The organism is Streptomyces sp. NPDC018000 (assembly GCF_044328025.1).
Taxonomy (GTDB): domain Bacteria; phylum Actinomycetota; class Actinomycetes; order Streptomycetales; family Streptomycetaceae; genus Streptomyces.
In genome coordinates, this window is sequence record NZ_JBIRGM010000030.1 from 1 (window position 1) to 25788 (window position 25788).

Annotated in this window: 14 protein-coding genes and 2 pseudogenes; 10 read left to right on the forward strand and 6 right to left on the reverse strand. The window is 68.9% G+C overall.

Features of this window, described 5'->3' with window-relative positions; translation table 11 throughout:
- Window positions 1-1857 (forward strand): condensation domain-containing protein (locus ACH4EW_RS30105; RefSeq protein WP_398262337.1); only part of this gene is annotated, 1857 nt, incomplete at its 5' end.
- Window positions 1854-9008, forward strand: coding sequence for an amino acid adenylation domain-containing protein (locus tag ACH4EW_RS30110; protein ID WP_398262339.1), 7155 nt, complete (start codon window positions 1854-1856; stop codon window positions 9006-9008). The genes ACH4EW_RS30105 and ACH4EW_RS30110, both read left to right, overlap by 4 nt.
- A 176-nt stretch (window positions 9009-9184) precedes the next feature.
- Here ACH4EW_RS30110 and ACH4EW_RS30115 read toward each other — a convergent pair whose 3' ends face one another.
- Complete coding sequence (locus ACH4EW_RS30115; protein ID WP_398262341.1) at window positions 9185-9571, reverse strand: winged helix-turn-helix transcriptional regulator; 387 nt, start codon at window positions 9569-9571, stop codon at window positions 9185-9187.
- A gap of 101 nt (window positions 9572-9672) precedes the next feature.
- Between ACH4EW_RS30115 and ACH4EW_RS30120 the strand changes: the two genes are divergently transcribed.
- A complete protein-coding gene (locus tag ACH4EW_RS30120; RefSeq protein WP_398262343.1) occupies window positions 9673-10296 on the forward strand; it encodes an NAD(P)-dependent oxidoreductase in 624 nt (207 codons plus the stop codon).
- Between the two features lie 260 nt (window positions 10297-10556).
- Here ACH4EW_RS30120 and ACH4EW_RS30125 read toward each other — a convergent pair whose 3' ends face one another.
- Complete coding sequence (locus tag ACH4EW_RS30125; protein ID WP_398262345.1) at window positions 10557-10709, reverse strand: hypothetical protein; 153 nt, start codon at window positions 10707-10709, stop codon at window positions 10557-10559.
- On the opposite strand from ACH4EW_RS30125, the gene ACH4EW_RS30130 reads away from it, so the two are divergent.
- Window positions 10651-10773 carry a helix-turn-helix domain-containing protein gene (locus tag ACH4EW_RS30130; RefSeq protein WP_398262381.1) on the forward strand — a complete coding sequence of 41 codons (123 nt, stop codon included), beginning with the start codon at window positions 10651-10653 and terminating at the stop codon, window positions 10771-10773. The genes ACH4EW_RS30125 and ACH4EW_RS30130 overlap by 59 nt on opposite strands.
- A 535-nt stretch (window positions 10774-11308) precedes the next feature.
- On the forward strand, window positions 11309-15823 hold the full coding sequence (locus ACH4EW_RS30135) for a carboxypeptidase regulatory-like domain-containing protein (protein ID WP_398262347.1): 4515 nt from the start codon (window positions 11309-11311) through the stop codon (window positions 15821-15823).
- A gap of 121 nt (window positions 15824-15944) precedes the next feature.
- On the opposite strand, the gene ACH4EW_RS30140 is transcribed toward ACH4EW_RS30135, so the two are convergent.
- Window positions 15945-16181, reverse strand: a complete 237-nt coding sequence (locus ACH4EW_RS30140) for a hypothetical protein (RefSeq protein WP_398262349.1) — start codon at window positions 16179-16181, stop codon at window positions 15945-15947.
- 328 nt (window positions 16182-16509) lie between these two features.
- On the opposite strand from ACH4EW_RS30140, the gene ACH4EW_RS30145 reads away from it, so the two are divergent.
- Together ACH4EW_RS30145 and ACH4EW_RS30150 are read left to right on the forward strand one after the other, a co-directional pair.
- Window positions 16510-17577: a tyrosine-type recombinase/integrase gene (locus ACH4EW_RS30145; RefSeq protein ID WP_398262351.1), complete on the forward strand. Its 1068-nt coding sequence runs from the start codon at window positions 16510-16512 to the stop codon at window positions 17575-17577.
- A gap of 254 nt (window positions 17578-17831) precedes the next feature.
- Window positions 17832-18542 (forward strand): tectonin domain-containing protein, encoded by a 711-nt coding sequence (locus ACH4EW_RS30150; protein WP_398262353.1) that lies wholly within the window; start codon window positions 17832-17834, stop codon window positions 18540-18542.
- A gap of 117 nt (window positions 18543-18659) precedes the next feature.
- On the opposite strand, the gene ACH4EW_RS30155 is transcribed toward ACH4EW_RS30150, so the two are convergent.
- Window positions 18660-21704 (reverse strand): Tn3 family transposase, encoded by a 3045-nt coding sequence (locus tag ACH4EW_RS30155; protein ID WP_398262355.1) that lies wholly within the window; start codon window positions 21702-21704, stop codon window positions 18660-18662.
- A 353-nt stretch (window positions 21705-22057) separates the two neighbouring features.
- Between ACH4EW_RS30155 and ACH4EW_RS30160 the strand changes: the two genes are divergently transcribed.
- Both ACH4EW_RS30160 and ACH4EW_RS30165 read left to right on the forward strand, forming a co-directional pair.
- Window positions 22058-23206, forward strand: a complete 1149-nt coding sequence (locus ACH4EW_RS30160) for a serine hydrolase domain-containing protein (RefSeq protein WP_398262357.1) — start codon at window positions 22058-22060, stop codon at window positions 23204-23206.
- A 344-nt stretch (window positions 23207-23550) separates the two neighbouring features.
- A pseudogene (locus ACH4EW_RS30165) lies at window positions 23551-23867 on the forward strand (transposase); the annotation flags it as partial.
- Between the two features lie 78 nt (window positions 23868-23945).
- Here the strand turns inward: ACH4EW_RS30165 and ACH4EW_RS30170 are convergent.
- A pseudogene (locus ACH4EW_RS30170) lies at window positions 23946-24203 on the reverse strand (DUF6193 family natural product biosynthesis protein); the annotation flags it as partial.
- A gap of 15 nt (window positions 24204-24218) precedes the next feature.
- On the reverse strand, window positions 24219-24677 hold the full coding sequence (locus ACH4EW_RS30175; protein ID WP_398262383.1) for a hypothetical protein: 459 nt from the start codon (window positions 24675-24677) through the stop codon (window positions 24219-24221).
- A 217-nt stretch (window positions 24678-24894) separates the two neighbouring features.
- On the opposite strand from ACH4EW_RS30175, the gene ACH4EW_RS30180 reads away from it, so the two are divergent.
- On the forward strand, window positions 24895-25653 hold the full coding sequence (locus tag ACH4EW_RS30180; RefSeq protein WP_398262359.1) for a hypothetical protein: 759 nt from the start codon (window positions 24895-24897) through the stop codon (window positions 25651-25653).
- Window positions 25654-25788: the final 135 nt, after the last annotated feature.

Consider the following 25788-nt stretch of genomic DNA (forward strand, 5'->3'; position numbering starts at 1 on the left):
CCGGGCCATATGATTCCCGCGGCTCAGGTCACGATCGAGGGCCTGCCGCTGACTTCGAACGGCAAGCTCGACCGGAAGGCATTGCCCGCGCCCGCGCAGGACCAGACAGTGACGGGCCGCCGCCCTCGCGGGCCCCGGGAGGAGATCCTCTGCGGGCTGTTCGCCGAGGTACTCGGCGTCGACGAGGTAGGCATCGACGACGGATTCTTCGAGCTCGGCGGGGACAGCATCCTGTCGATCCAGCTGGTGTCGCGTGCGCGCCGGGCGGGTGCGGTGCTGTCGGTGCGGGAGGTGTTCGAGCACCAGAGTGTGGCCGGGCTGGCGCAGGTGGCGGACTGGTCCGGTCAGGACCGTGACGCCGGTGTGGTCGACGAGCCGGTGGGGGCGTTCGCGGGGCTGCCGATCGTGTCGTGGCTGGCGGAGCGGGGCGGCGAGTGGCGCGGCTTCAACCAGTCGCAGGTGGTGCAGACGCCGGCCGGGCTGAGTGAGGCGGCACTGTCCGCCGGGCTGCAGGCGGTGCTGGATCACCATGACGCGTTGCGGTCGCGGGTGGTGGACGCGTCGGCCGCGCCGGTGCAGGTCGAGGTGCTGCCGGTCGGTGGTGTGCCGGCCGGCGGGTGTCTGGTCCGGGTGGACGCCGCGGGGTGTGTGGGCGAGGAGCGGTGGCGTGCGCTGGTGGAGCAGGAGGCGGTGCGGGCCAGGGAGGCGCTCGATCCCATGGCGGGGGCCATGGTCCAGCTGGTCTGGCTGGATCGTGGGCCGTCCGAGTCGGGGGCGCTGGTGATCGTGGCGCATCACCTGGTGGTGGACGGGGTGTCCTGGCGGGTGCTGCTGCCGGACCTGGCGGAGGCGGTGGCCTGCGCCGGATCGGGTGGGGTGCTGGCGCCCGTGGGCACGTCGGTGCGGCGCTGGTCGTCACAGGTGGCGCGACAGGCCCTTACTTCCGAGCGGGCGGCAGAACTGCCGTGGTGGCGGTCGGTGCTGGCGGAGCGGACTCCGGTCGCTGACGGCGAACTCGACCCTGCCCGGGACATGCACGGGACCGCGGGTTCATACGCGATGGCGCTGTCGCCGGAGGTGTCCCAGGTCGTGCTGGCCCGGACCGCGGGTCTGTTCAACGCGGGCATCGACGACGTGCTGCTGGCGGGCCTTGCGCTGGCCCTGTCACGGTGGACATCCCGGGGCGGCGGGGACGGCTGGGTGCTCGATCTGGAGGGTCACGGCCGCGACGAGGAACTGCTGCCGGGTGCGGACCTGTCGCGCACGGTGGGCTGGTTCACCTCGATGTATCCCGTCCGGGTGGACGCCGGTCCCGCATCATGGAACGAGGTGGTCGCCGGTGGCCCGGTGGTCGGTGCGGCGATCAAGCGGGTCAAGGAACAGCTGCGTGCCACGCCCGGCCGTGGGGCCGGCTACGGCATGCTCCGCTACCTCAACCCGGACACCGCCGCCACGCTGCGCGGGTGTCCGCCGCCCCAGATCGGGTTCAACTATCTGGGCCGGTTCACGGTCGGGTCGGGTGAGGAGTCCGGTGGTGACTGGGGTGTGCTGGCCGCCGGTGTGGCCGGGCAGTCGGAGCGGACGCCGCTGGGGCATGTTCTGGAGGTCAACGCGGTGGCGCAGCAGGACCGGGCCGGCGGTCTGGTGCTGCGGGCGACCTGGTCGTGGGCGTTCCGCCTGCTCGAGGACAAGGCGGTGCGCGAGCTGGCCGATCTGTGGGCCGAGGCACTCGCCGGCATCGCCCGGCACACCACCGATCCTGGCGCCGGCGGACTCACCCCCACCGACGCCGCACTCACCTCACTGAGTCAAGAAGAAATCGACCTGCTCGACGACGAATGGGAGACCTTCGAATGAGCACGCAGAAACGCAACATCGAAGAGATTCTTCCTCTGTCGCCGTTGCAGGAAGGGATTCTCTTCCACAGCGTTTACGACGAGAACGACGTCGACATCTACACGGTGCAGATCACGTTCGACCTCGAGGGCGAGATCGACCGGGACCGGTTGAAGGCGGCGGCGGAGGCTCTGCTTCAGCGGCATGGGAATCTTCGAGTCGGATTCCGATACGAGGGCCTTTCACAGCCGGTTCAGGTGGTGGCGCGGTCGGTGCCGGTGCCGTGGCGCGACGAGGACGTCTCGGACGCGGACGACGTCGAGGCGGCCGCCACGAAACTGGTGGAGGCGGACCGGTGGGCGCGGTTCGACATGCGGCGTCCGCCCCTGGTGCGGTTCATGCTGATCCGCCTCTGCCGTGATCGCTACCGGTTCGCGATCGCCCACCACCACATTCTGTGGGACGGCTGGTCGACCCCCGTGCTGCTGCGCGAGTTGCTGGTGCTGTACCGGCAGGGCGGCGACGACCGGGGACTGCCCCGGGTGCGCCCGTACCGCGACTACCTGCGGTGGCTGTCCGAACGCGACCGGGCTGAGTCCGAGCGCGCGTGGCGCAGTGCCCTGGCAGAGCTGGAGGGGCCGACGCTGGTGGGGCCGAATGCCCGGGAAGCGGTGGTTCCGGAGCAGATGCGCGTGTCGGTGGACAGCGGGACGACGCAGGCGCTCGGCCGGTGTGCGCGGGAGTGGGGCGTCACGCTGAGCACGGTGGTGCAGGCGGCGTGGGCGCTGGTGCTGTCGTGGACGACCGGTCGTCACGATGTGGTGTTCGGCGCGACGGTGTCGGGCCGCCCGGCCAATCTGCCGGGTGTGGAGTCGATGGTGGGGCTGTTCATCAACACCATCCCGGTGCGGGTGACCGTGAACCCGGCGGAATCGTTGCGGGACCTGGTGGTGCGGGTGCAGCGGGAGCAGTCCCGGTTGGTCGACCACCACCACGTCGGATTGACCGACATCCAGCGCTGGGCCGGGCACGGCGAACTTTTCGACACCGCCACCGTTTTCGAGAACTATCCGGTGAGCGCCGACCACGTCACGGACTCGGGAGCCGAGTCCCACGAGGCCGAGCCGGTCCGGGTGCGTAACGCCGGTGTGCGGGACGCGACGCATTACGCGCTCACCCTGATCGTCGAGCCGGCGCAGGAATTGGGTCTGCGGCTGGGTTTCCGGTCGGGTGTGCTCGATGGTGAACAAGCGGCCGCGACGATGAGGCGGCTCGTCGCCATCCTCACGGGCATCGCGATCACCCCCGACCGGTCGGCCGGGCGCCTGGACCTGCTCGACGCCGGGGAACGGCACCGCGTCATCGAGGAGTGGAACGACACCGCGGCGGAGATCAGGCCGGGAACGGTGCTGGAATGGTTCGAGCGGCAGGTCGGGGAGACGCCCGACGCGATTGCGGTGGTGTGCGGGGACGAAGAGGTTTCGTATGCGGAGTTGAATGCGCGGGCGAATCGTCTGGCCCGAGTGCTGGCCGGGCGTGGTGTGGGGGCCGAGTCGTTCGTCGGGGTGCTCCTGCCCCGTGGGGTGGACCTGGTGGTGACGCTGCTGGCGGTGTGGAAGGCCGGCGGGGCGTATGTACCGATCGACCCGGACTACCCCGCGGAGCGCATCGGTTACGTCCTGGCCGATGCCGGGCCCGCGGTCACGGTGACCACCCGGGACTTGGCAGGGATGCTGCCGCCGGACGCATCGTCGCTCGTGCTGGACGACACGGCGGTGGTGGAGGAGAGCGCCCGGCAGGACTCCTCCGACACCGCGCTGCGGGTGCCGGGTTCGTGTGCGGCGTACGCGATCTACACGTCCGGGTCGACGGGACGGCCCAAGGGCGTGGTCGTGTCCCGGTCGAGTGTGGCGAATTTGGTGGGGTGGGCGCATCGGGAGTTCGGGCGCGAGGGTTTGTCGACGGTCGTGGTGTCGACGTCGATGAGCTTCGATGTGTCGGTGTTCGAGTTGTTCTCGCCGTTGACATGCGGTGGTGGTGTGCGTCTGGTCGAGAACTTGCTGTCGCTGATGGATTCCGGTGTCACCGAGGGTGCGAGTCTGGTCAGTGGTGTGCCGTCGGCGATGACGAACGTGGCGACCAGCCTCGACGCGGAATGGGACGTCGGCACGGTGGTGCTGGCGGGGGAGGCGTTCACGGCCTCGGCGCTGGGAACGATGCGCAAGGCCGCGCCACGGGCTCGGGTGTACAACTGCTACGGGCCGACCGAGGCGACGGTGTACGCGACGATGTGGCGCGACGCCGGCGGCGACATCCAGGCACCGGGCATCGGCGGACCGGTGTCCAACTCCCGGGTGTATGTGCTGGACGCGAGTCTGGCGCCGGTGCCGCCCGGAGTGACCGGGGAGCTGTACATCGCCGGGGCCGGGGTGGCCCGCGGATACTGGAACCGTGCCGGGCTGACCGCGGAACGCTTCATCGCCGACCCCTTCGGTGGCCCGGGCACACGGATGTACCGCACCGGAGACCTGGTCCGCTGGACCCGCGACGGCGAGCTGGTGTACGTCAGCCGTGCGGACGACCAGGTCAAGATACGCGGTTTCCGTATCGAACTCGGTGAGATCGAGACCGCGCTGGCCCAGCACCCCGGAATAGCACAGGCCGTGGTGATACCCCGAGAAGACCGCCCCGGCAGCCGCCAACTGGTGGCCTACGTGGTGTGCGGTGCCGACGATGCCGATCCGGACGTCCGCGGCTACTTGCGCACCCGCCTGCCGGACTACATGATCCCCGCCGCCGTCGTCACGCTCGACGAGCTCCCGCTCAGCCCCAACGGCAAAATCGACCGAACCGCACTGCCCGAACCCGAACTGCGACACCACACCGCCATCCGAGCCCCCCGCACCCCGCAGGAGGAAATTCTCTGCGAGCTGTTCTCCGAGGTCCTCGGTGTTCCCGCGGTCGGTGTGGACGACAGTTTCTTCGACCTGGGCGGGCACTCTCTGCTCGCCACCCGGTTGATCAGCCGGATCCGCCGGGTGCTCGACGTCGAGCTGTCGGTCCGGGCACTGTTCGAGTCACCCACGGTGGCGGGGCTCGGCAAGGAGCTGGAACGATCCGGCCCGGCGCGCGCACCTCTGGTCCAGGCCGTTCCCCGCCCCGAGCGACTGCCGGTGTCGTACGCGCAGCAACGGCTGTGGTTCATCCACCGGTTCGAGGGGCCGAGTCCGACGTACAACATTCCGTTGGCTGTGCGGATGCACGGCCCGGTGGAAGCCGACGCCCTGCGCGCCGCCCTCGCCGACGTGTCCGTCCGCCACGAGGCGTTGCGCACCGTCTTCGCCGAGGACGACGCCGGGGCAGTCCAGATCGTGCTGCCGCCCGGAAAGACCGTTCCGGAACTGACGGTGTCGGACATCGACGAGCAATGCCTCGACGAGGCGCTCGCCGAGGCCGCGCGCCACGCATTCGATCTCGCGCAGGAACCACCGCTGCGGGGTTGGCTGCTGCGGCTGCACGAGACCGAGTCCGTGCTCCTCCTGCTGCTGCACCACATCGCGGGGGACGGCTGGTCAATGCGACCGTTCCTGCGGGACGTGACGTCGGCGTACTGTGCGCGGCTGGAGGGGAACGAGCCGACCTGGCCGCCTCTGCCCGTTCAGTACGCGGACTACACGCTGTGGCAGCGCGCGGTTCTGGGCTCCGAGAACGACGCGCACAGCGTGCTCTCCGAGCAGATCCGCTACTGGATGGACCAGTTGGACGGCATTCCTGACGAGTTGTCGCTGCCGTTCGACCGTCCGCGGCCCGTCCACGGCACGAACCGCGGCGGCAGGGTGCCGGTGGACATCCCCGCGGACGTGCACGCCGGCATCGTGAAGATCGCCCAGCGGAGCGGCTGCAGCGTGTTCATGGTGATGCACGCGGCTCTGGCGACGCTGCTGTCGCGGTTCGGGGCCGGGACGGACATCCCGATCGGGACCCCGATCGCGGGGCGCACGGACGAGGCGCTCACCGACCTCATCGGGTTCTTCGTCAACACACTGGTCCTGCGCACCGACCTCTCGGGCGACCCCACCTTCACCGAACTGCTGCGCCGGGTGCGGGTGACCGACCTGGCCGCGTACCGGAACCAGGACGTGCCGTTCGAGCGTCTGGTCGAGGAGCTGAACCCGCCCCGGTCGCTGTCCAGGCATCCGGTCTTCCAGACGATGCTCACGTTCAACAACATCGCCGACCTGCACGCGGACATGGACCAGGACGTGGTGGTGCCGGCAGGACTCACCTTGACACCCGAGCGGGCCGGATCCGGAGCATCCAAGTTCGACCTGTTGTTCGGGCTGACCGAACGCCGGGCGGAGGACGGAAGCCCGCGCGGCATCGCGGGGGGCATCGAGTACAGCGCGGACCTGTTCGACAGGGAGACCGTGGAAGCCCTCGTCGGCGGATTGTCCAGGCTCCTCGCGGACATCGTGCGGTCACCGAAGCGTCCGCTCAGCCGACTCGACGTCCTCGACGAGCGGCAGCGCAAAACGCTGCTCGTGGAGTGGAACCACACCGCCGCCGACGAGTCCCGGCAGACTCTCGCGGAGATGTTCGAGGAGCGGGTCCGTACGGCTCCGGCGGCCGAGGCGCTGATCAGCGGCGACGTCGCGTTGTCCTATGCGGAGCTGAACTCCCGCGCGAACCGGCTGGCCCGGCTGCTGCTCCAGCACGGCGTCGGCCCCGAAAGCGTCGTCGGCGTGGCCGTGGGCCGCACCGAACTGCTGCCCGTCGCGATCCTGGCGAGTTGGAAGGCCGGCGCCGCGTATCTGCCGCTCGACCCGGACCACCCGGTGGAACGCAACGCCCGGACCGTGGGCGAGGCCCGCCCGACGCTGACCGTCACGGTCGACGCCCTCGCCGAGCGTGTCCCCACGGGAGAGGCGCCGCTGGTCGCCCTGGACGAGCCGGACGTGGTCCGTGCGTTGTCCGCGCTGCCGGACCACGACCTCGGCGTCGAGGACGGAGTGCGGCGCATGGTGCCGGAACACCCGGCCTACGTGCTGTACACGTCGGGTTCGACCGGCCGGCCGAAGGGCGTCGTCATGCCCGCCAGGGGCGTGCTCAACCTGGCGCGCTGGCACCGCACGGTGTTCGGTGCGGTACCCGGTACGCGCACCGCGCAGTTCACGGCGTCCACGTTCGACGTGTCGGTCCAGGAGGTCGTGGGTACGCTGCTGTACGGCAAGACGCTCGTGATGTGCCCCCAGGACGTGCGCCGCGACCCGCTTGCGTTGGCGCGCTGGCTCCACGACCACCGGGTGCGGGAGCTCTTCGCACCGAAGCTGGTGATCGACTCGCTGGCCTCGGCCGCGCTCGAGGAGAATGTCGAACTGCCCGAACTGAGGACGGTCGTGCAGGCCGGCGAGGCGTTGACGGTGAGCAGCGACGTCCGCGCGTTCTTCGCCCAGCAGCCGGATCGCCGCCTGTACAACAACTACGGTCCGACAGAGACCCACGTGGCCACCGGCTGCGTCCTGCCCGATGCGGTGACGGACTGGCCGGACACCGCCCCCATCGGCACGCCCGTGACCAATACCCGGGTCTACGTCCTCGACGACCGGTTGACGCCGGTGCCGGTCGGGGTCGCGGGCGAGCTGTACCTGGCAGGCGCCGGCGTCGCGCGCGGCTACCTCGGTCGCCCGCCACTCACCTCGGAACGCTTCGTCCCAGACCCGTTCGGCCCGCCGGGCAGCCGGATGTACCGCACCGGTGACGTCGTGGAGTGGCGGCGGGACGGAACGCTGAGCTACCACGGCCGCTCCGACAACCAGATCAAACTGCGAGGTTTCCGCGTCGAGCTCGGCGAGATCGAGACCACGCTGCTGGCGCACGACAGCGTCGCCCGGTGCGCCGTGCCGGCGCCGTCCGGGCCCGAGGCCCGGCTGGTCGCGTACGTGGTGCCGGCGCTCGGGCAGCAGGGAGACGCGGCAGCCCTGCGCGAGCACGTCGCCGGCCGGCTGCCGTCCTACATGGTGCCGTCCGGCGTGGTTTTCCTCGACGAACTCCCCTTGACCGCCAACGGAAAGCTCGACCGCCGGGCGCTGCCCGAGCCCACAATGGTGTCGACGAGCGCAGCGACGCCGGCCCGCAGTCCGCAGGAGGAGTTGCTGTGCGAGCTGTTCGGCGAGGTGCTCGGCGTCGAAGGGGTCGGGGTCGATGACGACTTCTTCCGGCTCGGCGGCCATTCGATGCTCGCGATCCGGTTGCTGCGCCGGATCGAGTCGACGCTGGGGGTGGAACTGACCGTCCGCGACATCTTCGAGTCGCCGACTCCCGCCGGGCTCTGCGCACAGCTGCTGACCGGTCACGCCACGGACGCCTTCGCCACGTTGCTGCCATTGCGCGCGAGAGGTACGCAACCGCCGTTGTTCTGCCTGCACCCGGGTTCGGGCTTGAGCTGGTGTTACGGCGGGCTGCTGAAGCACTTGTCGCCCGACCTGCCCGTGTACGGCCTGCAGGCGCGCAGGCCGTCCGCGGGCGGCAGCTTCCCGGCGACCATGGAGGAGATGGCCGCCGACTATCTCGCCGAGATCCGCAGGGTTCAGCCGTCCGGTCCCTATCGGCTGCTGGGCTGGTCGTTCGGCGGTCAGATCGCCTATGCCGTCGCGACACTGCTGCAGGAGAGCGGCGAGAGCGTCGACCTGCTCGTGCTCGTCGACGCTTACCCCAACGACCAGGAGAAGCCGAAGGACGACAGATACCGGCTGATGGCGCGCAACTTCCGCTCCGCCGGGGTCGACGTCGACGAGGCCGAGCTGGAAGGCGGCATCGAGCCGGTCTTCTCGCGCTACCTGGAAAGTGTGCGCGCCGAGGGCGGTCCGGTCGCGCAGTTGCGCGACGAGGAGATTCGCGATCGCTTCGAGGTCTACATCAACAACATCCTGCTGATGCAGCGGTACGTTCCCACCCTCTTCCGTGGCGATGTCGTGTTCTTCACGGGTACGCACAACGAGAGCATGGACGTCTCCCTCGACATGTGGGACCCGTATCTGGACGGGCGTGTCGAGGAACATCCGACGGGCGTCGCCCACGAGGACATGCTTCGGGACACGAGCGTGCTGGAGTCACTCGGGGAGGTGCTGACCGCGAAGTTCGGGCTCGACCCGCGGCAGCGGTCGGCGAGGTAGCGCTCGCTCCTCCACGATCCGCCGCCGACGCGGCGGTCGGCGCGGTACGGCGCGCGGTCCGGCCCGGTCACCCGGGGCTTTCCCAGGGTGACCGGGCCGGCGGTGCCGGAATACTGGCGCTGCACCCCGGCGGAGGAGTCTGAATCCTCTGTAGCGCAGGACCAGCGGTCGCCTCGTTATCCGGTGCGGTCAAGGCGGGTGGCTTGGTCGTACGACTCCCGGGCGTCAAGCAGTTCGTCCCAGTGTTTCTCCGCCCAGGCGCAAGCGACCGCTATCGGTTGGAGCATGCTGCGGCCCAGCGGCGTCAGTTCGTACTCGACATGCGGGGTGGCCTCGGCGTAGACGGTGCGCTTGACCAGACCATCTCGTTCGAGGGACCGCAGCGACTGGGTCAGGACCTTGGGAGTGACGCGGCTCAGCGGCACGCGCAGCTCGGAGAACCGGCGCGGCCCATGTTCGAGACAGCGGATGATGAGCGCTGCCCACTTGTCGCCGAATCGGATCGGATTGAGTGAGGACGGGCACAGTTCGTCGAACATGTCGGCGGGCAACGGTTCCCTCATGGCCTCACCCTAGCCGGTATCCGAGTGGTAACCGGGGGCCTCGGTATCGTCCGAGAACTGGCCGGGGTACGTGCTCCGGCCCTGGTGAGAGGCGGTACGTCATGAACATTGTGGTCTTCGGTGCCGGTGGCCGGGCCGGGCGGCAGGCTGTCGCGGAGGCGCACCGACGCGGGCACCAGGTCACCGCCGTGGTGCGCGACCCCGCGGGCCACAACGACCTGACCGACGTGCGGGTCGTGGCGGGCGACGTCACGGACACGGCGAGCATCGAGCATGCGGCTGCCGCGCATCACGCCGCTGTCAGTGCCGCCGCGGACCTGTCCGTGCCACCACAGGAGTTCTTCACCGCGTCGTCTCGCGCCCTGACCACCGGGCTGGCCAACGCGGGCGTGCACCGCCTCGTGGTGGTCGGGCTCGCATCGATCATGCCTGGTGCGTCCGGCGCTCCCCTGATGGACGAGCCCGGCTACCCGAACGAGTACCGCTCGTTCTCTCTCGGCCACGCGGCGGGCCTCGACGAGCTGCGGAGGTGTGACCTGGACTGGGCGTACGTGGCCCCGGCAGGCGACTTCGACCATGAGGGCACGCGCACTGGCCGGTATCGGATCGCTGAGCATGGCGACCCGGCCAGCCGGATTACGTACGCGGACCTGGCGATCGCACTGATCGACGAGATCGAGGCGCCCCGTCATCACCGGGCCGCCGTCAGCGTGCGGGAGGCGTGACACCCGGGTTCCACGACAGCCTGGGGCGTGGGGTGCCGTTCCAGTGGAGCGATCACGCCTGTGGTTGAGCGGCGCCGCTGGTTCTCGCGGCGAGTCGGCAAGGCCGGGGATCCCCAAGAGAGGCGTGCTCCGCCGAGCTGGCCGAGTCCGGGGACACGGCCGGGCCGTTGGCCGAGGCGATCACCGCTGTCGGCACCCGTTACCCCGCCTCCGGAGACCCCGGACACCCGTGGGCGGGACGGATGGTGCCGGACATCCCGCTAGGCCAGGACGGCGAGGACAGCCTTGCGGCGCTGCTGACCCGGGCGTCCGGCGAAGCTCAACGCGACCACCCGTGCCGGAGCTGCCCAGTGGATCAAGGACGGCGCGATCCCCGAGCAGGTCGCCGCCGAACTCGGGGTGAGCCGCTCCACGCTGTACCGGGAACTCCGCAAGCACCGCGAAGGCGCCGCCGAACCCGTCGGACCGGACGTCTGATCAGCAGCCCAGGCCACATCCGTGCTGGTCAGCGGTATTCGTTGTGTTTGCGGCGCGAATGCTGCGTGAGGCGATACAGCCTGCTCGTCGGCATCTGGTCTGACGTGCTGTTGGCTGTCGCGTCCGGCGGATGCCGGGGGTGGAAGGGTGCCGGACAAGACCAACGAAATCACCTGATTCGCCACCCTGTTGACCCCTTACGACCTTACCGGCGTGACCGTGACCATCGACGCGTTGCACACCCAGCGCGAACCCGTGATCCGCTGCACCGGCCTGGGCGCGCTGAAGAGGCAGATGAGTCCGGGGCCCTGGCCCCATGTATGTCCGGAAATCACTCTACTCAGCAGGCCTTACGTTCTCTTAACTGTTGCGGACATGTCATCCGGGACCTATTCGGGCGACGAATACGAACCCCTGTAGCCCAAACCCCCCACGTGGTCTGAGACATCCTTGGTTTGCCTCGGCAAGGAGGAAATGTCCCATGCAACGTGCACGACGAAGAACGCTACGAGCGGGACTGGTTGCAGTCCTGGCCATGTTGGCCCTGCTCGTCGGTGGCCTACCAGCCACGGCGAAGCCCGCCGACACGGTGCCCGCCGCACCCGCAGCCCGGCCGGCCGCGAAGGCGAAGGTACGCGACGCGGTGCAACACGACCTCTCCCCAAAGCTGCGTGACATCTCCGCGAAGCCTGGCGGTACCAAGCGCAGCAGCGCCAAGCCCTCAGCGCAGCCCTCCCATTCGCTGGAGCGCGCCGCCGTCAACCCGTCCGCGAAGGAGGGCAGCAGCCAGGTCCAGCGTGGCTTCACCGCCAGCCGGGTACCTGAGTTCAAGGCCGACTTCGAGGGCGTCGGCAACGTCGACGGGGTGCTTCCGCCGGACACCAACGGCGATGTCGGCCCCAACCACTACGTCCAGATGGTCAACCTCCACTACGCCGTGTTCGACAAGAGCGGCAACAAGCTGCTCGGGCCGCTGCCGGGCAATGCGGTCTTCGCCGGCTTCGGCGGACCGTGCGAGACCAGGAACGACGGCGACCCGGTGGTCCTCTACGACGAGACCGCCGATCGTTGGATGATCACCCAGTTCGCCCTGCCGGGCGGATCCGCCGGCAACCACCAGTGCATGGCGATCTCGCAGACCCCGGACCCGACCGGGGCCTTCTACCGGTACGATTTCCTCTACCACCAGACCCGGATGAACGACTACCCGAAGTACGGGATCTGGCCGGACGCCTACTACATGACCACCAACGAGTTCGCGCCGTCCTTTGTCGGCGCCGGAGCGGTTGCCTTCGAGCGGGAGAAGATGCTCGCCGGCCAGCCGGCCCGGATGGTGTACTTCCACCTCGGTCCGGACTTCGGCGGCCTGCTGCCCGCCGACGCAGAGGGTCAGGCGCCGCCGGCCGGGGCACCCAACCCGTTCTCCATGTTCGACGACGACGCGTGGGGCACCTCGCCCACCGACCGGCTGCTGATGTGGGACTTCCACGTCGACTGGACCAACCCGGCGAACTCCACCTTCGGCAACAACCTGGCCCCGAACCGGTCCCTGGAGACCGCACCGTTCGACTCGAACATGTGCAACGGCGCCCGGTCCTGCATCCCGCAGCAGGGCACCTCGGCGCGGCTGGACGCGATCGCCGACCGGTTGATGTACCGGGCGGCCTACCGCAACTTCGGCGACCACGCCTCCATGGTGCTCAACCACACCGTGGATGCCGGCGGCGACCACGCCGGCGTACGGTGGTACGAACTGCGCAGCAACTCGCCCACCGATTGGGCTGTCCATCAGCAGGGCACCTATGCGCCGGACGGCGAGAACCGGTGGATGGCCAGCGCGGCCATGGACGTCACCGGCAACATGGCCATCGGCTACTCGTCATCGGGCAGCACGTCCTTCCCGTCGATCCGGGTTGCCGGGCGACTCTCCGGTGACCCGCTGGGCGAACTGGGGCAGAGCGAGCGGACCCTGATCGCCGGGACCGGTGCACAGACCCACTCGGCGGCCCGCTGGGGCGACTACAGCTCGATGTCGGTGGACCCGACGGACGGCTGCACGTTCTGGTTCACCTCCGAGTACATGTCCCAGACCAGCTCCGCCAACTGGCAGACCCGCATCGGTGCGATGAAGTTCCCCAACTGCGTGAACGGCCCGCGGGGTGAGGTGACCGGCAAGGTCACCAAGTCCGGTGGCGGAGCGATCGCCGGTGCGACGGTACACGTCGGCGGTAGCGGCACCGTCACCGACGATCAGGGAGGGTACAAGCTGACCCTGTCGGCTGGTCAGCACGAGGTGACCGCATCGGCATTCGGCTACGCGTCGAAGTCCGAGACGGTGACCGTGCCCGACAGTGGCACGGTGACGGCGAACTTCGCGCTCGACCCGGTTCCGCTGCGCAAGGTCAGCGGCGTGGTGAAGGACGGCTCCGGGCACGGCTGGCCGCTCTACGCGCGCATCGACGTGGCCGGCAAGCCAGGCGGCCCGGTCTTCACCGACCCGGCGACCGGCGCGTACAGCGTCGATCTGCCGCAGGGGGCCGAATACGGCCTGACGGTCAAGGCGATGTACCCGTCTTACCAGCAAGGCACGGCACAAGTCACCGTCAGTGACAGCAACCTGGTGCGGAACTTCGACCTGGCGGTCGAGACCTCCTGCGACGCCACCGGGTACAAGATCAGCTACAGCGACCCACTCATCACCGAGCAGTTCGAGTCCGGGGACACGCCAGCTGGCTGGAGCGTGGTGAACACCACACCCAACGGCGGCTGGGACTTCACCGACCCGAAGAACCGGAGCAACCTCACCGGCGGCAGCGGCAAGTACGCCATTGCGGACAGCGACAACGCCGGTTCCGGCAAGCCGATGGACACCGCGCTGATCACCCCGGCGATGGACCTGTCCGCCGTACCGGCACCGGTGCTGCGGTTCAACAGCGACTACCGGGCGCTCGGCGGGTTCGCCGGCGTCGACGTGAGCGTTGACGACGGCACGACCTGGAAGAACGTGTCGCGCTGGACCAGCACCAGCCGGCGTGGTCCGGTGCTGGAGGAGATCCCGGTGCCGCAGGCGGCCGGGAAGTCCGACGTGCGGATCCGGTTCCACTACCAGGCCACCTACGCATGGTGGTGGGAGCTGGACAATGTGTCGATCGTCAACCGGGCCTGCGAACCGATCCCGGGTGGTCTGGTGGTCGGCCGGGTGCTGGACGGCAACACCAGCGCCGGGCTCAACGATGCGACAGTGACCAGTGAGGACAAGTCGGCGGAGAAGGCGGTGACCGGGCCGACTCCGGACGACGCCAAACTCGGCGACGGCTTCTACTGGATGTTCTCGACCCTGGCCGGAAACCACCCGTTCACCGGGGCGAAAAAACAGTACAAATCAGTCACATCCACGGTGGATGTGGCGGCTGACCGGGCCACGCGGGAGGACTTCGCACTCAAGGCGGGCCGGCTGACCATCACCCCGCCATCGGTGGAGAGCAGCCTGACGCTGGGGCAGACCAAGACGGCGACGACGACAATCCGCAACGACGGCACAGCACCGGCCACGTTCGAGCTGTCCGAGCGGGCCGGCAACTTCGACATGCTCGGTACGCGTGGCGCGCGCCTGCAGAACATCCGGGTCAAGGGGGGCGGCGTATCGCCCGCCTGGCGGGGCGACAGCCAGCCCGGTGACGTCCTGGAGCCGACCCCGTACGCGCCGCCGTGGACCAACACGGCCAACTACCCGATCAAGGTCATGGACAACGCCGTGGCCGCGTACGACGGAAAGGTGTACTCGGTTGGCGGAACCGACGGCGCCGCCAACCTCGCCAGCAGCTACGTGTACGACCCGGCGGCGAACACCTGGACGAAGATCGCCGACATGCCGGCGGCCCTGGAGAAGCCGGCAGCGACGTTCGTCGACGGCAAGCTCTACGTCTTCGGTGGCTGGGACCCGGCGGGCAACACATCGGCAAAGGTCTACGCCTACGACCCCGGTACCAACGCGTGGGAGACCCGGGCCGGCACCAACCCGGCCCCGCGGGCCGCGCCCGGCATCGGGGTGGTCGACGGCCAGATCTACCTGGTCGGTGGCTGCGTGGACGGAACCTGCAACAAGTCCAATGTGACCGTCCGGTACAACCCCGGGGCCGACACGTTCACCACGGTCGCCGCGTACCCGGTCGCGGTGGCGTGGCAGGGCTGCGGCGGGATCGACGGCACGCTCTACTGCGCCGGCGGCAACGGGCCGACGACGCTGAAGAGCACGTACGCCTACAACCCGGGCGCGAACGCCTGGACCCAGATGGCCGACTTGCCGGTCGACGTCTGGGGCGCGGCCGCGGACACCGCGAACGGCCTGCTGCTGCTCTCCACCGGTGTCATCAACAACTCCGCCACGGTCACCAACCAGGGCTGGGCGTACGATCCGGCGGCCAACTCCTGGTCGGCGCTGCCCAACGCCAACTTCGCCCGCTACCGGGCGGGTGCGGCGTGCGGGTTCGTCAAGGTCGGTGGCTCGACCGGCGGCTTCACCCCGACGCCGGACAGCGAACTGCTGCCCGGCTTCGATCAGTGCGCCACTGTCACCGACGTACCGTGGCTGTCCGCGTCCCCGACCACGGCGACGCTGCAGCCCGGGCAGAGCATCACGGTGAAGGTGACGTTCGAGGCCACCACGGCGGCAGGCGTGCAGCAGCCCGGCAAGTACACCGCTCAGCTCGGCATCAAGTCGGACACCACGCCCGTGGCACCGATCGACGTGACGATGACCGTGCAGCCGCCCAAGGACTGGGGCAAGGCGACGGGCGTCGTCACCGGCGTCGACTGCCGTGGCAACAGCACCGCGCTGCGCGGGGCGACCGTCCAGATCAACGGCAAGAAGGGCTGGACCCACACCCTGAAGACCGATGCGGATGGCCGGTACGTCATCTGGGCTCCGAGGGACAACCCGGTCGAGATCATCGCGGCTCAGGATGGCTGGAAGCCGCAGTCCAGGCTGGTGAACCTCAAGGCGGGCGAGGCGGCGACCACCGACTTCGCCCTCCGCACCACCGCTTGCTGAGAGGAGTCTGATCCACCGGGCCCGCGCCGTTCACCGGCGCGGGCCGTGGCCCAGGGCTCGGGCCTCCGCAATGCCACGTAACCGTTGCTGACCGTGCAGGTCCGGGTGGCTTGGGCCCTGGTCACTGATTCGCGGTGGTCGGTGAAGATGACCGCGCCCCGGAGTCGGCAACCTCGGTCATGATCTCGGCCAGCACGCCGTGAGCGTCGCGCCGAGTACGGCGACGATCCGCCGGATCATCAACCGGGTCTGCCTCGCCGACCTGCTGGGATGCGACCCGGCCGGGGCCGACACCCTGGCGGTGGACGGCAAGAGCGCCCGCGGCTCCCGCCACGTCGTTCGCTCTGTCGCTGCTCATTTCGCGATCACGACACCGACGGGTCCACCGATCTGGCCCTGTTCTCGTATAGCTACGGCGAACGGACATGTAGCGCAGGGTGATGCTCGGGGCTGGGGCAGGCGCGGGGGTCGGCGGTACAGCGATTGGCGGTAGCGGCAATTCCGCTCCGAGATCCGCTTATCGGACTTGCGACACCTGAAGGCTCGTCGGAGCGCTGTCGCAGTAAATGCCGGATTTACTGCGGCGGAGCCTCTACCGTGATCTTCGCGACCTGTGGCGGGCTCTCCGGCCGCCGCAAGCGAGATGTACGCATTTACTGCGGCAGTGCCGGAAGGGCGGGACGGGCGTGGCGATCGAACCGGTGACCGAACCCGGGAGCGGGGGCGCGCTCCGACTGCCGCGCGCCCGGGTCGTGTCGCTGTCCGCCCCTCCCTCGTCGTACACCGCGGCGGTCGAGCGGTACCTCACCGGCGCGGGCATCGCGAAGTCCTCTGCCCGGATCTACCGGATCTCGCTGACGACGTGGGGGTGGATGCTCGCCGGCGAACCCGCGCCAACCGGACCTGCCCGACGCGGCGCGAAGCCGCCTGTCTTCCCCGTCACCGCGATCGACGAACCGGCGCTGCCCGAGGTGCTGGCCGAACTGGCGGCGGCGCGGGCCGACCAGATGGACGCCGACACCGTCAACCGTGAACTGTCCATCGCACGCAAGGTGATCGGCTGGTGGCAGCGCCAGGGTTGGATCACCTGCGACCCGACGGTCGGGATCGAGCGGCGGCCGGCACCGCCCGACCGCACCAAGGCCCTGGCCGAGAACCAGATCACCGCCCTGTGGCGCCTGGACGTCGCTCTGCGGGAGAAGACGTTCTGGAAGCTGCTCTACGAGTCCGCCGCGCGGGCCGACGAGGTGCTGTGCCTGAACGTGGAAGACCTGTACCCGCAGGACAAGCGCGGAAGGATCACCGCCAAGGGCGGGGCCACGGAGTGGATTCACTGGCAGTCCGGCACCGCCCAGCTCTTGCCACGCCTCATCGCCCGCCGTACCCGCGGCCCGCTGTTCCTCACTGACCGCAAGGCCCCGGCCGGGACGCCGACGTTGGACGTGTGCCCGGGGACCGGACGGGCCCGGCTCTCCTACCGGCGGGCTGAGGAGATCTTCGAGGAGAACACCCGGCTGCTGGCCAACCCTCTCGCCTCAGCCGATGACATCGAGGACTTGGACGGCTGGACACTCCACCGGCTGCGGCACAGCGCCCTGACGCACGAAGCCGAGGACGGCACCTCCACCCCGATGTTGCTGGCCCGCTCCCGCCATGCCTCTGTCCGCTCCCTGGAGCGGTGCGCCCGCCCCGGCGTAGATGCTGCCGCCCGACACGTCGCGGAACGTGACCCCGCCGCACGTCGTCGCACGTGATTACCGGCGCCCCCGGTCCCGTCCCGGTAGGAGGCGTGGATCGACGCTTCTGTCTATCCCCCCTGGGTGGGACAGCGCCTCCAGCCCAGTTCCTCCAAGCCGAGCCGCTCCCGCCCCACCCACGCAAGGCAGCGGGAAATTAAACATCGATTTGCTGGCTTATTCAGTACTAGAACAAGAATTCTCCGATTTCATCGGCTCATCTTGTCGCCCATGATGGAAGCCAACGCCGGTCAACGAAGGGGGATTTCGGCATGGCTGATTGGGTGAAGGTCGCGGGCGGTCTCGCTGCCATCTCGGCGGGGTCCAGGACGACGGTGTGGGGTGTGAACCACGGGAGCGCCGTCTACCGGTACACCAACTACGACGCCAGCCCGTGGGTCAACATCCCGGGTGGCCTCAGCGACATCGGCGCGGCCGCCGATGGCACCACGTGGGGTGTCAACGGCAGCAACCAGATCTACCGGTATGCCGGAGACCAGGGGACCACGAACTGGGTGGGCATTTCCGGGAGCCTGGTCCGCATCGACGCGGGATCTCGGACGAACGTGTGGGGGGTGGACTCCGCCAGCGCCATCTACCGGTACACGAACCACGACGCCAGCCCGTGGATCAAGATTCCCGGGGCGCTGAGTGACATCGGCGCGGCCGCCGACGGCACCGTATGGGGTGTCAACGGCGGCAACCAGGTCTTCCGGTACGTCGGGGACCAGGACGGCTCGAACCCGTGGAAGAGCGTTCCCGGCAGTCTCAAGCGCATCGCGGTGGGCTCCCGGACGAACGTGTGGGGCGTCGATCCCGCCGGCAGTATCTACCGGTACACCAACAACGACGCCAGCGGCGGCAACCCATGGATCAAAATCCCCGGCAACGCCCACGACATCGCCGCCGGCGCCGACGGCACCGTGTGGCACATCAACCCCGGCGGTGAGATCTACCGGTACACCGGGGACCAGCCGAGCTGACTCCTGCCCCGTGCTTGCGTGCGGGCCCCTGGCCGGGGCAGGCCGGGGGCCCGCGCCGGCGTCCGGGTTGGGCCGCGTCCGGGTCGCAGAGGGGCCGCAACCCTCGCCCGGCGCCAATTACCTGGGAGGCACCGCAGCCTGGCCCTCAGGAGTACGCGGGCCGGGCACCGCCGCCGTCCCGGCGGTCAGATGCAGGCCCAGGTCGAGGCGGCTGTTCATGTCCAGCTCGAACCGGCCGTAGGGGTTCACGTGGGTCCAGAACAGCGGGGAGAGCGCCCGCCGGTCAGCGTCGGTGAGGGTGTCAGCCCACTTCGGGTCGGCGAGGACCTGCTGCATCAGCAGAGTGTTGACGTGGACCAGTGCGGACTGGAGCAGGTGCAGGGCGAGCATGGACACCTCCTGGGATTCCTTGTCCTGTCCGGCTAGGTCACCGTCCTTGCCGTAGAAGAGGTCCTTGTTCGCGCTGTTCCAGTTCTCCACGACCTGCAAGCCCTCGTGGATCTCCTGCCTCAGTTCGACGTCGGCGAGGTAGTCGCAGACGAATGCCGTGCGCACCGCCCGCCCGAGTTCCTCGATCGCCTGGTAGGTGGGGTGCTTGGGGCCACCGCGGGTGAAGCGGCGCAGGACCTGCTCGGCTTCGGCGGTGCCCAGGCGCAGGGCGGTGGTGTACTTCACGATCTGGTCGTACTGCTGGCGGATCAGGTCCCAGTTGATCGTCTTGGTGGACAGCACCGGCGCAAGGTTCGGCCAGTTGTCGTCCTCTCCGGCGGCCGGCCGGTACAGGCGCGCGGAGCCGATGTTCTTCAGCCTGGGCATCAGCTTGAAGTCGAGCATGTGGGCGAAGGCGAAGCCGACGATGGACGCGCCATGGGTGTCGGTGTACTGGCGGTCCACCTCCATGTCGGTGCAGTGTCGCAGCACGCCCTCGATCATGGAGGCGACCTCGGAGGCCGAACAGGACTTGAGCTGGGAGTAGATGCACACCGACTTCCGCTCGACGTGCCAGTAGATCATCACGCCGGGGCCCCGGTAGCGCTGGTGCCACTCGGTCATCAGGTTCGAGGACCAGGAGCCGAACTTGCGGCTGTCGGAGGCGCAGGCGGTGCCGGTGCCCCACCACATCTCGTCGCGGGCGGCGAAGGTGGCGTTCACCAGCTTCACGAGCGCGGCGCGCATGTTGGCCCGGTTGACGAACAGGTGTCTCACCCTGCGCAGCGTCGCCTCGGACTCGCCGTGCTTGCCGGTCACCGCGACCCGCTTGATGCCCATGTTGGTGCCCAGTCCGAAGAGCACGAGCAGTAGGCGGCGCCGCAGCACGTCCTTGGACAGGTTCTCGCGGGTGGCGACCGAGGTGAACTCGGCGATGAAGTCCGTGTCGAACTCGGCGTACTTCAGGATGTCCAGCAGGTCGATGGTTCCCCAGCGCCGTTCGATCTCCGTCTTGATCGCCACCAGGGACTCCGGCTCGTCCTGCTTGCCGCGAGGGGACACTCTGATCCAGGGCTCGCCATGCTTCTTGACGATCGCCACCCCGCCCGTCGTGCCCTCGGCCAGGGCCTGCTCGAAGCGGTCCAAAGACGCCCGCAGCCTGCCCTGGAGCGCGGCGATGAACTCGCTGGCGTCCTGCGGCTGGCCCAGGGCGGCGTAGTGGACATCGCGGTTGTCCTCGAAATCGGCGGGCAGGTCGTCCTCCGGGTTGCGCCACCGGTTGGCGCCCACCACCCAGATCTCCCGTCGGCGCAGCGCGTCCCGCAGGGACACGAGCACGCACAGCTCGTACGGGATGCGCTCGAGGCGGCCCTTGTCGTCGACGACCGCCGCCCGCCACTGCTCCGGGACCACCCCGTCCAGCGGCACCGTCTCCGCCGGGTCAAAGAACGCGCCCTCCTTCAGCGGCTGCTCCAGGTACCTCTTGAGCAGGTCGATCGCGTCCATCACCGGCCGGTAGGCGGTGTTGTTGCACTTCAGCTCCAGCGCCTTCAGCAGCGGCGCGAGCATCCGCCGCCAGTGCGCCGAGTACGACGACCGCAGCATCGTGCGGACCTTCGCCTTGTAGCGGGCCTCGTTCGCCGCTGCCTCCGCCGCCGGCGCCTTGAGCGTCTTCTCCCCGCCGACCACAGGGAAGATCACCCGCCGCACCGTGCCGGACGGCTCCGACAACGCCGCCTCCGCGACCCGCAGCAGCATCGCCTCCTTGCCGCGGACCTTCTTCAGCTTGGCCCCCAGCTCCTTCTCGACCTTCCGCTCCGCCCGGGTGTTGATCTTCAGCACGAGCTGGATGAACAGGTCCACCAGGGAGTCGGTGATCTCCGTCTGCCGCACATGGCACAGCGTGGCCAGCAGCGTCAGCCGCCGCGGCGGCTTCACCCGCTCCAGGTTCGCCGGGTACTCCTTCGACGCCCGCGCCCGCCAGGCGTCCACCAGCTTCTCCGACACGTCGGCGAACAGGTCCGCGGGCAGCTCCAGCCGACGCACCCGCTCCAGCTTGTTCACCTCGGCCAGCAGGCTCTCCAGTCCCGGCGCCCCCGGGTCCGTCTTCAGATCGGCGAAGTGCGAGCGCCCGCCCCCGGCCACTGCGCCGTCACCGTCGGCGCTTTCCTCCGTGCCGTCGCCCGCGACCAGGTCCTCCAGCCGCGAGCGCGTTGCGTGGCTGAGCCGGTCCAGCGTGTTCCGGCAGAACCGCTTCTCGAAGTCCTTCACCGCCTTGCCCACCAGCCGCCGCACCTGCCCCGGCGCCGGCGGCTCGATGTGGTCGTTGCGGCACCGGGCCACGACCGCGGCCGCGAGCCTGTCGCGCGACAGCTCCACCGGACACAGCTCGGTCGCCAACCACGCGGCCAGCCGGTCCTGGTCCTCCTCGGTGTTCGCCCGGAACCCGTACGCCGCCCGGATCTCGCCCCGGTGCCGCTGGATCGCTTTGCTCTGCCAGTCGTAGCCCGCCCACGCGGCAGCCGGCACCTTCACCTGCTGGGCCACGTACTCCACCGCGGCGGCCGGGACCTCTTTGGCCGACTCCGGGAACCGGGCCTCCACCTCGAAGAACTTCAGCAACAGCGCGAAGCCGAGCCTGGTCGTCCCGGATTTGTTCCGCACCCGCTTCATGTCGTCTTCGAGCAGTGTCCAGACCTCGATCAGGTCCTCCGGCTCCCAGTCCTGCCGCACCCGTGCTCCTCTGTCCCACCCGCGATCACTCGTTCAGCTCAACGAGACGCCCAGCGCAGGGAAACGACGATCACACCGGTCACGCAGTGCTACATGTCCGTTCGCCGTAGCTATACGAGAACAGGGCCGATCTCTCCGCCTGGCCTCCGCTCGACTCCGTGCCCCTCCTCGACCGTGTCGAGCCGGTCGACATCGGACTGCAACTCTGGCGCCACCGACCGCGTTGGGTCGCTCGCACCTGACCGATCCGGTGAACGGCTGAAAACGACTCAACCGTCACGACCGGGATCAACCCGCCGCTCGCCTTCCGCGGTCCCCTCCCGTGACCGCAGTTCACGATCACGGGAGCCCGCATGTCAGCCGCACGTACCGTCCGTACCTTCCTCGCCGCCGGACTCGTCGCCGGGATCACCGCCACCGCGCTCGCCGCGCCCGCCGTCGCCGCCGGGCCGCCGGCCAAGCCGTCCCACGCCGCCACCCAGGAGGCCCTGGACGCGGCCGTCACCGAGGGCGTGCCCGGGGCCGTCGCGCAGGCCCGTGACGGAAAGGCCCGTTGGGTCGGCACCGCGGGGGAGCGGAAGGGGGACGATCGTTTCCGGGTCGGATCCATCACCAAGACCTTCACCGCCAGCGTCCTGCTCCAGCTCCAGGCCGAGGGCCGGCTCGACCTTGACGACCCGGTTGAGAAGTGGCTGCCCGGTGTGGTGCGCGGGCACGGGCACGACGGGCGGAAGACCGCCGTCCGCCAGCTGCTCAACCACACCAGCGGCATCCACAGCTACACCGAGGACCCGGCCTTCCAGGAGGAGGTCTTCGGTCCCGGCTTCCTGCAGCGCCGTTACGACACCTGGACCCCGAAGCAGCTCGTCGCCGTCGCGATGGCGCACGAGCCCGACTTCGCCCCTGGGACGGACTGGAACTACTCCAACACCAACTTCGTGCTGGCCGGGATGGTCGTCGAGAAGGTGACCGGACGTCCTTACGGCAATGCGATTGAGAACCGGATCGTCCAGCCGCTCAAGCTGCGCGCCACCTCCGTGCCCGGCACCGACTCCCGCATGCCCGAGCCGAACTCCCGCGCCTACTCCAAGCTCTCCCGCGAGACCGGCAGGCCCACGTACGACGTCACCGAGCTCAATCCGAGCATCGCTGGCGCCGCCGGCGAGATGGTCTCCGATGCGAACGACCTGCAGACCTTCTACCGTGCGCTGCTCAAGGGCAGGCTGCTTCCGGCGGCCGAGATGAAGGAGATGACCGACACCGTGCAGATCTCTCCCGACCTGCCCGGCGTCGGCTACGGGCTCGGTCTCATGCGGCAGAAGCTGAGCTGCGGCAAGGAGGTCTGGGGGCACGGCGGCGGCATCCACGGGTCCCATTCCGAGGCCCAGGTCACCCGGGATGGGGAGCACTCCCTTGCCGCGAACTTCAACGCCGACTGGACCGGTGAAACCCAGAAGCTGATCGAGGCGGAGTTCTGCGGCACGGCCACGGCGAAGCGGTAGCCGTCAGCGGGGCAGGACGACCACGTAGGCGGCCGGACAGCTGCTGTCCGCTTCGCTGGAAGGCACCCTCTCCTGTGTCCAGGACCGCGCCCGGCTCGTCCGCGCGCTCTACGAGCGGCTCGACCGCCTCGCCCGGGAAGAGCCGCATCAACTGCCCTACTGCACAGGCAAGATGAGCGAATGACCTCCAACTGGGAGGTTCCGCCGTGGCTGTGACCCGAGAATTCTTCGCACATGAAGCTCACGAGTGAGAGCAACGGGCGATTCTCTCTCAGCTTGGAAGCCGCGCGGGGTGAAAGCGACCGGGGCTGTGGGGCTGGCGGCGGATCTACCGATCAAGGGTGATGCGTCAAGTGACCGAGCAAGCATTCGAGTTGGAGTCGGTCGAGGTTGAGGCTGGTCCGGTGGCCGGCGCCGTGTCGGATGACAGTTGATCGCGATGCTGGTGGACCGGGTCCGCTCCGAGGGCCTCCAGCTCACCAGCGAGGGCGGGCTGCTGCTGACCAAGCGGGTGTTGGAGTCCGCACTGGGGGGCGAAATCACTGACCACGTCGGCTATGACAAGCCGACCGGGAGAAACAGCGGAAACAGCCGCAAGGGCACCCGGAGCAAGACGGTGCTGACCGACGTCGGGCCGGTCGAGGTCGCCGTCCCGAGGGACGTGCCGGATGTGGGACCTGCGGCGGCAATTCCGGGCCTGTGCGGACGGTGGTCGGCACGGCTCTGGTGCCGGGTCGGGTCATCCGCCGAGCGCGACCGGGCCGAGGCCGGACGGCAGCTGGCACACAGCCAGCGCAACGGCCTCGTGCGCTGTGGCGAACCGGCCGAGGTCCTGGCCCCGGCCCACCCCATACAGGCCGTCGCTGTTCGCTGTCGGGCACGGTCCGACAACGGTCAGGTGCGGGCGGGTGGTGGTCGAGAAGCGCAGCGCCCAGTGGCTCGTGAACGGATAGAGGGCGCGCAGAGCCTGCTCGGCGTGCGCTGCCTCGATCAGGGCTTGGTACGTCTCCTGTCAGGCGTACTCCAGTTCGCCTGCCTCCTGGCGCATGCTCTGCCACTCGGATTCCGTCAGGCGTGCGGGATCGTGGTCGGGTACCTCGAACCGGCCGGTCAGGTGCACGAAGGGCGCCGCCTGGCGGATGTCGTCCAGGGATGCCCCGTCGTGCCACGCCCGAGCTGCCCTGGCAACCTCCGACAGATCGTTCGTCCTGCCATCGATCAAGGCCAGGCTCTGGAACGGTTCCTCGCCACGGATCGACCACCACCGTTCGTGCAACCATGCGCTGATCTGCAGCGTCTCACGGTGCGGCAGAGTACTCGCGACGGTCGCGTGGAGCATCGGAGCGCAGTCGGGGGACGTGACGGGCACGGCGCCGAGGCAGGCTTCCGCCTCGGCCCGGAGTGCTGTGGCGAGGCTGCCGAAGGTCGCAACGTCGGGGTACAGGACAGTGGGATCAGGAGAGGTGGGCACGGCTCCTGATTGTGCTCGGAAGCACGATGGCTGTCACCGAGGGCCTGCACTGACCTGCGGTTCTTACGAGGTGAGGCATCGTAGCTGCCACCCGACCGGCGAGCTACTTGTCACCGGCAGGGCCGAAGCACCGTTGTTGTCGCCGGCCGGGGCAGCCTGTGGACCGCCTGAGCAGCAGAGGGAGTTCCATTGCAGCGAAGCCCTGCAGAATGTTTCCATGAGTCATGACTACCGGCCCGGAGACGTGCTGTTGCTGGAGTGCGCGTTCACCGAGACCGCTGTCACTGCGGTAAGCCGCTACTACGTGTCCGTATTGTGGCCGTGGTTGAAGGTGGATCCGCAGGCCGAGAACATCAGGTGGAACGGCCGAAGGGCGCTTCCAACGCCCGAAGCCCGTGAGTGGGAGATCTTCCGAACGAAACCGTCGGAGACCGCACTGAAGCCGGGTGGCACCTGTCAGGTCGGAATCCCTGCGACCGTGGTGCACGTCCAGGCGATCCATCACTTCGATCCGCCCCTGGTCACCGGCATGCTGCCCCGGCCGGCGTCCTACCTCGAAGTCCTGCGGCAGGGCGAGACCCGAGACCTCGAACTTGAGGACCAGGGCTACACGATCGATCCGAACCACGGGGAACCGATACATATCGAGCTGCTCTTCCGGCCGTACTCCTTCCTCGAACCGGGTGATGAGGTCGCCGACCGGAACGGGCGTGCCTGGCGGTTCGACGCAGCCTGGGACTGGCAGCCCTTCGACGGCGAGCAGTCGGGCCCCCCGACCTGGCCGCTGACCTTGCTCTCCCGCCAGGGTGAGCCGACCTCGAAGGAAGCTACATCGGTCGCCCGGGCAACAGCATCTGGCAGTCACACGGACGAACTGGAGCGGTGGACCGGACTCACTTCCGCGCGACCGGCCGCCCACCATCCGACAGCGCAAAAGAGCCGCCCACCATCCGACAGCGCAAAAGAGAAGCATTGAGAATCCGACAGCCATAGCGCGACAGGACACCTATTCGGCGAGCTGTCACGTCGCGCAGATGATCTTGGTGACAACAAGCCCGCCTTGGTGACAACTATCGTTCGGCTCAACACCGGGGCTCACTCGTTGTTCGGG